Here is a 7131-nt window from a genome sequence, read left to right as displayed (position 1 = left end):
CGCAGTTCCCGCTCGGTGTGCTCGTCCAGCTCAATCGTCTTGGCAACCCGCATCGCTCCAGCCTCCTGGGCGATTGGAGTATGCCGGCACGAATAAGTTCTAGAACATCACGCGCACTGCACTAGCGATCAAGGACGGTAACCACGACCCGTCTTATTACTTCTATGACCTGACTGCATGGGACGGCACCGAAAACATCGTCATGACCGGCTTCTGGCCAAACGGAGGCGCAATCTCGCACGTCTCGATATGGGGCCGGGAGGCTGACAGCACTGTGCCCGAACCCGGCACGCTGGCACTCGTTGGGCTGGCCCTGGGAGCCGTGGGCGTTCTCCGCCGCAAGCGGATTCGCTGAAGCTGCCGGATCAGTGCCGGGAGGGCGAGGGCCCTCTCGTGCACTGATCCGGCGCGTCCACGGCGGCCGCCCTACTTGAACAAATCCTTGACCCGGTCCGTCCAGCTCTTGGCGTTGGGCGAGTGGCGGTCGCCGCCCTTCTTGAAGCTTTCGTCCAGCTCCTTGAGCAGCTTCTTCTGCGGCTCGGTCAGCTTAATGGGCGTTTCCACTGCCACGTGGCAGTACAGGTCACCCGGGTAACTCGAGCGAATGCCGCGCACGCCTTTGCCGCGCAAGCGGAAGGTCTTGCCGTGCTGGGTGCCTTCGGGCAGTTCGATCTCGGCCTTGCCGCCCAGGGTGGGCACTTCCACCCCGCCGCCCAGGGCGGCGGTGGCGATGCCCACGGGCACCGTGCAGTGCAGGTCGTCGCCGTCACGCTCGAAGATGTCGTGGGCCTTGATGCGGATCTCGATGTAGAGGTCGCCCGGCGGCCCGCCGTTCGTGCCCGGCTCGCCGTTGCCGGCCGAGCGGATGCGCATGCCTTCGTTGATGCCGGCGGGGATCTTGACCTCGAGCGTCTTGTTGGTCTTGATGCGGCCGACGCCGGTGCAGGCGACGCAGGGATCGGGAATGATCTTGCCGCTGCCGTGGCAGTTGGGGCAGGTCTGCTGGATGCTGAAGAAGCCCTGGCGCAGATGCACCTGGCCCGAGCCGTGGCAGGTGGGGCAGGGCTTGGCACTGGTGCCGGGCTTCGCACCGCTGCCTTCGCACACGTTGCATTCTTCCCAGCTCGGGATGCGGATCTGCGTTTCCTTGCCGCGCGCCGCTTCCTCGAGCGAGATTTCCATCGCGTAGCTGAGGTCGCCGCCGCGGTAGACCTGCGAGCCGCCGCGGCGCTGCCCTGCGGCGCCACCGGCGCCGAAGATGTCGCCGAAGATGTCGCCGAAGGCCTCGGCGAAGCCGCCGAAACCTTCGGTGCCCGGCCCGCCGCGCCCGCCCATCTGCTCGACGCCCGCGTGGCCGTACTGGTCGTAGGCTTGGCGCTTGGCCGGTTCGGACAGGATTTCGTAGGCCTGCTTGGCTTCCTTGAACTGCTCTTCCGACTTCGCTGCACCCTCGCCCTGGTTGCGGTCAGGGTGGTGCTTCATGGCCAGCTTGCGGTAGGCCTTCTTGATGTCCTCGTCGCTCGCGTTCTTAACGACGCCGAGGATTTCGTAGTAGTCACGCTTTGCCATGCTCACGCGCCTTCTTCCATGTGCCCTGCTTGAACAACAACGCCGCGTCGAGGTGCAGACACCTGTCTGCAGCACTCGAACGCGGCGAAGACGACCGGACGGCCGCAGCCGTCACGGTAGTCCTTACTTCTGGTCCTTGACTTCCTTGAAGTCAGCATCGACCACGTTCTCGTCGGCCGGGGCGGTCTCCGCTTTGGCCTCGCCGCCCGCCGCGCCGGCAGCGGTCGCTGCCTGCTGAGCCGCCTGCATGTCGGCATAGACCTTCTCTCCAAGCTTCTGGCTCGCGGTCATGAGCGCGTCGGTCTTGGCTTCGATGTCGGCCTTGTCCTCGCTCTTGAGCGCTTCTTCGGCGTCCTTGATCGCGGTCTCGATCTTCTCCTTCTCGCCGGCGTCGAGCTTTTCGCCGTGCTCTGCCAGACTCTTCTTGACGCTGTGAATCATGGCGTCGGCCTGATTGCGGGCCTGCACCAGTTCGAGCTTCTTCTTGTCATCGGCCGCGTTGAGTTCGGCGTCCTTGACCATCGCCTGGATCTCGGCTTCCGAGAGACCCGAGTTGGCCTTGATGGTGATCTTGTTTTCCTTGCCGGTGCCCTTGTCCTTGGCGCCCACGTGCAGGATGCCGTTGGCGTCGATGTCGAAGCTCACCTCGATCTGCGGCATGCCGCGCGGCGCGTGGGCGATGCCTTCGAGGTTGAACTCGCCGAGCATCTTGTTGGCGGCCGCCAGCTCGCGCTCGCCCTGGAACACCTTGATCGTCACGGCCGGCTGGTTGTCGTCGGCCGTGCTGAAAGTCTGCGCGAACTTGGTCGGGATGGTGGTGTTCTTGGTGATCATCTTGGTCATCACGCCACCGAGTGTTTCGATGCCGAGCGACAGCGGGGTCACGTCGAGCAGCAGCACGTCCTTGCGGTCGCCGCCGAGCACCTGGCCCTGGATCGCCGCACCGACGGCCACCGCCTCGTCGGGGTTGACGTCCTTGCGCGGCTCCTTGCCGAAGAACTCCTTGCACTTGTCCTGCACCTTGGGCATGCGGGTCATGCCGCCGACCAGGATCACGTCGTTGATGTCGCCGACGCTGACCCCCGCGTCCTTGATCGCCGTGCGGCACGGCGCCATGGTGCGCTCGATCAGCTCCTCGACCAGCGCTTCGAGCTTGGCGCGCGTGAGCTTGATGTTGAGGTGCTTGGGGCCGTTGGCATCCGCCGTGATGTAGGGCAGGTTGATGTCGGTCTGCGTGCTGTTGGAGAGCTCGATCTTGGCCTTCTCGGCCGCCTCCTTCAGGCGCTGCAGCGCGAGCACGTCCTTGCCCAGATCGACGCCTTGCTCCTTCTTGAACTCGGCGATGACGTATTCGATGATGCGCTGGTCGAAGTCTTCGCCGCCCAAAAAGGTGTCGCCGTTGGTGGCCAGCACCTCGAACTGCATCTCGCCGTCGACATCGGCGATCTCGATGATCGAGATGTCGAAGGTGCCGCCGCCGAGGTCATAGACCGCTATCTTGCGGTCGCCCTTGCCGTGCTTGTCCAGGCCGAAGGCCAGGGCCGCGGCGGTCGGCTCGTTGATGATGCGCTTGACGTCCAGGCCCGCGATGCGCCCGGCGTCCTTGGTGGCTTGGCGCTGCGCGTCGTTGAAGTACGCGGGCACAGTGATCACGGCCTCCGTGACCGGCTCGCCCAGATAGTCCTCGGCGGTCTTCTTCATCTTGCGCAGCACTTCGGCGCTGACTTGCGGGGGGGCCAGCTTCTTGCCACGCACTTCCACCCAGGCGTCGCCGTTGTCGGCCGCGACGATGGAGTAGGGCATCAGATCGATGTCCTTCTGCACTTCCTTCTCGGTGAACTTGCGGCCGATCAGGCGCTTGACCGCATACAGCGTGTTGCGCGGGTTTGTCACCGCCTGGCGCTTGGCCGAGGCGCCGACGAGGATCTCGCCGTCTTCCTGGTACGCAATGATCGAAGGCGTGGTGCGCGCACCCTCGCTGTTCTCGATCACGCGGGTGGTGTTGCCTTCCATGATGGCGACGCACGAGTTCGTGGTGCCCAGGTCGATGCCGATGATCTTGGCCATGGTCAAAACTCCTTCAAACTGAATTCGGTTGCGATTGAGGTGCGGACGGTGTCCGGTTCTTCAAGCGGCCCGCAGGCCGCCTTTGACTACTTGGGCGCGGTCACGGTCACCAGCGCGGGCCGCAGCACGCGTTCGGCGATCAGGTAGCCTTTTTGCAGCACCGCGACGATGGTGCCGGCCTCTTGCTCCGCGCCTTCGGGCGCCGGCACCACGCTGATGGCCTGGTGTTGATGCGGATCGAATTTGGTGCCGGCCGGCGGGGCGATCTCCAGCACCTTGTTGCGCTCCAGCGCGGCCGTGAGCTGGCGCAGGGTGGCGTGGGTGCCTTCACGCAGTTGCTCGGCGGTGGCGTTCTCGATGGCCAGCGCGGCTTCCAGGCTGTCCTTGACGGGCAGCAGGCTGTCGGCGAACCCCTCGACGGCGAATTTGCGCGCCTTGCTCATTTCCTCGTCGGCGCGGCGCCGGGTGTTCTCGGATTCGGCCTTGGCGCGCAGGTAGGCATCGGCCACCTCGGCGTGCTTGGCTTCGAGTTCGGCAAGACGCTGCTCGGGCGAAAGGTTCTGTGCCGGCGTGGCCTCGGTGCCGGTGGGCGCCGAGGCGTCGGTCATGTCGGGGGCTTGGTTTTCTTGAGGGTTTTCCATGGGCTGTGGGGTGTCCAGCAGGGGTCGCAACACAACTGAGGCCGCTGTCGGCCCTTTCAAGAGGATCAATGGGGGCTGCCGGCAGCAGGGCAGGCCTGCCGCGCGGATCAGCCGTCGCCGCTATTGCCGTCGAGCGAGGCGCTCCAGCGGTCCCAGTCGGCCAGCTGGCGGCGGTCGCGCTTGGTGGGGCGGCCCTGCTCGATGGCCAGCGCCGGCTCGGGTGCGACCCGGCGCTGCTGCGCGAAGGCCTCGCGGGCGGCGTGGCTCTCGGCGGTTTCCTCGTAGAGCGCCTGCGCCACCGGCGCCGGGCCGCGCACCGCACTCAGCGCGACCACGCGCACCGTGCGCGGCACCGGTCCCTGGCGCAACTGCAGTTCATCGCCGGGTTTGAGTTCGCGCGAGGCCTTGGCCACCTGGCCATTGACGTGCACCCGGTGCTTGCCGATCTCGTCGGCGGCCAGGCTGCGTGTCTTGAAAAAGCGCGCCGCCCACAGCCATTTGTCCAGGCGCACGCCCGAGGAAAGAGAAGGCGTCATCAGCGGGCATTGTCGCGCAGCCCGGGCGCAGGGCGGCGGCCTCATGGACAAGCTGTTCCAGTCGGGCAACGGACTCGGCCTGTCCCCAAGCCTTTTTGCGCGCGACCAGGAAGTGAATGTCAGCGCGCCGCGCCGAGGCGCTGTGCGCGGTCGGCCTGTGCCCGCAGTTCGGCACCGTCCGGTGGCTGCAGCGACCAGCCCTGCAGGTGGCGGATCGCGATCGCGCCGAGTGCCGCGATCCATTCATGCTGGTCGTTCAGACAGGCGATGTACTGGAATTCGCGGCCGCCCGCCTCCAGGAATGCGTGACGCGCCTCCTGGGCGATCTCCTCCAGCGTCTCCAGGCAATCCGAGGTGAAACCGGGGCAGGCCACATCGACACGCTGCACACCCGAGCGCGCCAGCGCCACGAGCGTCGGTTCGGTGTAGGGCTGAAGCCAGCGTGCGCGACCGAAGCGGCTCTGGAAAGTGACCAGCACCTGCTCCGGGGCGAGCGACAGGCGTTCGCGAAGCAGGCGGGCGGTCTTCTGGCATTCGCAGTGGTAGGGGTCGCCCAGCTGCAGGGTGCGCTCGGGCACGCCGTGAAAGCTGAGCACCAGGCGCTCCGGCCGGCCATGCGTCTGCCAGTGGCCTTCGATGCGCCGGGCCAGTGCAGCGATGTAGCCGTCGTCGTCGTGGTAGTGGTTGACGAAGCGCAGTTCGGGCACGCGGCGCACGCGGGCAGCCCACGCATAGACGGCGTCGAACACGCTGGCCGTGGTGGCCGCGGCGTACTGCGGGTAGAGCGGCAGCACGAGGATGCGGGTTGCGCCCTCGGCCTTGAGCGCGTCGAGCCGGCTCGCCACCGAGGGCTGGCCGTAGCGCATGGCGTGGCGCACCAGCACCGGCGTGCCGCGCTCGCCCAGGTAGCCGGCCAGCAGCGTCGCCTGCTTGGCGGTCCACACCGCCAGCGGCGAGCCTTCGTCGGTCCAGATGCTGGCGTACTTGGCGGCCGACTTGCGCGGCCGCACGCGCAGGATCACGCCGTGCAGGATCAGCCACCACAGCGCGCGCGGGATCTCGACCACGCGCGGGTCGCTCAGGAACTCGGCCAGATAGCGGCGCAGCGCCGGGGCAGTGGGCGCGTCGGGCGTGCCGAGGTTGACGAGCAACACGGCCACGCGCTCTGCGCTGCCATGACGGTGGTCGGGTTCGGGTCGGTGCTTCATTCCGGGGAGGTGAGGTGCAGCGCGTCGAGGTCGTTCATGACGCGCGCGATGTCGATCGGTTTGGTCCAGTAGCCGGCGAACCCGGCCCGGCGCGCGCGCTCCAGATCCTCGGGCATCGCATCGGCCGAGCACATGAAGGCGGGCGTGTCAGCCAACCGGTTTGCGGCGCATTTGCGCCAGGACTTCGTAGCCGGTCATGCCCGGCAGGTTCGCATCGAGTATCAGCACATCCGGCCGCCACCGGCCGGCCATTGCGAGCCCTTCGGCGCCGTCCTCCGCGATGCGCAGTTCGATGCCGCCGCGCAGTTTGATCGCCTCCTCGAACAGGATGGCGTTGACGCGGTTGTCCTCGACGTAGAGCATGCGCATCGGCGCGCGCGCGCTAATCTCCCGGAAGGCCAGGGTCGCAAAAGAAGCCGTCAGTGCTGCGTCTTTCGGGCCCTTGTCGGTGCTGTTTGCGCCGCTGGCCGCGGCCAGCGGCAATTCCAGCCGCACACACGTGCCTACGCCCGGCCGGCTGCTCAGGCTCAGTGAGCCCTGCATGCCCAACATCAGCCGGCGCGAAATGATCAGGCCCAGGCCACTGCCTTCGACATTGGAGGTCTCCAGGCCGAGCCGCTCGAAGGGTTGGAACAGGCGGGCCGCCTGTTCCGCCGTCAGCCCAGGGCCGCTGTCTTCGATGAGCAATGCGCAGCGACTGCGGCTCGCCGCTTCGAGGCGATAGCCCAGCCTGCCGCCGTCGCGGTTGTACTTGACCGCGTTGGACAGCACGTTGAGCAGCACCTGGCGCAATCGCTGCGCGTCCGCGCGCACCTGCACGCCGGGATTGATGTGGCCGTCGATCGTGATGGCGCGCAGGTCCGCCATCGGCCGCACCATGTCGAGCGCGGCGTCCAGCGCTTCGGCGAGCGGCAGCACGGCGAGCTGCAGATTCAGCCGGCCTTCCTCGACCTGCTGAAGGTCGAGAACGTCGTTGACCAGTGCAGCAGGTGCTGGCCGGCCTGCAGGATGTGCTCGCTGTACTGGCTCAGGCGCTGCTCGTCGTGGCCGCCGTGCAGGCGCAGCAACTGGGTGAAACCGATCACCGCGTTGAGCGGGGTGCGCATCTCG

9 protein-coding genes are annotated in these 7131 nt (G+C 66.9%); 1 reads left to right on the top strand and 8 read right to left on the bottom strand.

Features of this window, described 5'->3' with window-relative positions:
- Positions 1-202 precede the first annotated feature (202 nt).
- Complete coding sequence (locus tag H0W38_RS22105; protein WP_367162033.1) at positions 203-355, top strand: PEP-CTERM sorting domain-containing protein; 153 nt, start codon at positions 203-205, stop codon at positions 353-355.
- Positions 356-426: 71 nt separating this feature from the next.
- On the opposite strand, the gene dnaJ is transcribed toward H0W38_RS22105, so the two are convergent.
- The 8 genes from dnaJ to H0W38_RS22100 form a co-directional block, all read right to left on the bottom strand.
- A complete protein-coding gene (gene dnaJ, locus H0W38_RS12930) occupies positions 427-1569 on the bottom strand; it encodes a molecular chaperone DnaJ (protein WP_292454636.1) in 1143 nt (380 codons plus the stop codon).
- Between the two features lie 123 nt (positions 1570-1692).
- Positions 1693-3636 (bottom strand): molecular chaperone DnaK, encoded by a 1944-nt coding sequence (gene dnaK / locus H0W38_RS12925; RefSeq protein ID WP_292454631.1) that lies wholly within the window; start codon positions 3634-3636, stop codon positions 1693-1695.
- Positions 3637-3722: 86 nt separating this feature from the next.
- Positions 3723-4277, bottom strand: a complete 555-nt coding sequence (gene grpE, locus H0W38_RS12920) for a nucleotide exchange factor GrpE (RefSeq protein WP_292454628.1) — start codon at positions 4275-4277, stop codon at positions 3723-3725.
- A gap of 107 nt (positions 4278-4384) precedes the next feature.
- Positions 4385-4813: an RNA-binding S4 domain-containing protein gene (locus tag H0W38_RS12915; protein ID WP_292454625.1), complete on the bottom strand. Its 429-nt coding sequence runs from the start codon at positions 4811-4813 to the stop codon at positions 4385-4387.
- Positions 4814-4932: 119 nt separating this feature from the next.
- Positions 4933-6021, bottom strand: a complete 1089-nt coding sequence (gene hemH, locus H0W38_RS12910; RefSeq protein ID WP_292454623.1) for a ferrochelatase — start codon at positions 6019-6021, stop codon at positions 4933-4935.
- On the bottom strand, positions 6018-6176 hold the full coding sequence (locus H0W38_RS12905) for a hypothetical protein (protein ID WP_292454620.1): 159 nt from the start codon (positions 6174-6176) through the stop codon (positions 6018-6020). Before H0W38_RS12905 ends, hemH begins: the two co-directional genes overlap by 4 nt.
- Entirely contained in the window at positions 6169-6939 is a 771-nt protein-coding gene (locus tag H0W38_RS12900) for a sensor histidine kinase (protein WP_292454617.1), read from the bottom strand. The genes H0W38_RS12905 and H0W38_RS12900 overlap by 8 nt, the downstream gene beginning before the upstream one ends.
- 14 nt (positions 6940-6953) lie before the next feature.
- The gene (locus H0W38_RS22100; protein WP_367162035.1) at positions 6954-7127 is read right to left on the bottom strand and encodes a histidine kinase dimerization/phospho-acceptor domain-containing protein; all 174 of its coding nucleotides are present in this window, start codon (positions 7125-7127) and stop codon (positions 6954-6956) included.
- Positions 7128-7131 lie beyond the last annotated feature (4 nt).

It is taken from the genome of Methylibium sp. (genome assembly GCF_013817365.1).
Classification (GTDB): domain Bacteria; phylum Pseudomonadota; class Gammaproteobacteria; order Burkholderiales; family Burkholderiaceae_C; genus Methylibium.
This window is presented reverse-complemented; position numbering and strand designations above follow the sequence as displayed.

Coding starts and splice junctions, on each gene's coding strand:
- H0W38_RS22105 (WP_367162033.1), top strand. CDS start 203: ATGACCGGCTTCTGGCCAAACGGAGGCGCAATCTCGCACGTCTCGATA.
- dnaJ (WP_292454636.1), bottom strand. CDS start 1,569: ATGGCAAAGCGTGACTACTACGAAATCCTCGGCGTCGTTAAGAACGCG.
- dnaK (WP_292454631.1), bottom strand. CDS start 3,636: ATGGCCAAGATCATCGGCATCGACCTGGGCACCACGAACTCGTGCGTC.
- grpE (WP_292454628.1), bottom strand. CDS start 4,277: ATGGAAAACCCTCAAGAAAACCAAGCCCCCGACATGACCGACGCCTCG.
- H0W38_RS12915 (WP_292454625.1), bottom strand. CDS start 4,813: ATGACGCCTTCTCTTTCCTCGGGCGTGCGCCTGGACAAATGGCTGTGG.
- hemH (WP_292454623.1), bottom strand. CDS start 6,021: ATGAAGCACCGACCCGAACCCGACCACCGTCATGGCAGCGCAGAGCGC.
- H0W38_RS22100 (WP_367162035.1), bottom strand. CDS start 7,127: ATGCGCACCCCGCTCAACGCGGTGATCGGTTTCACCCAGTTGCTGCGC.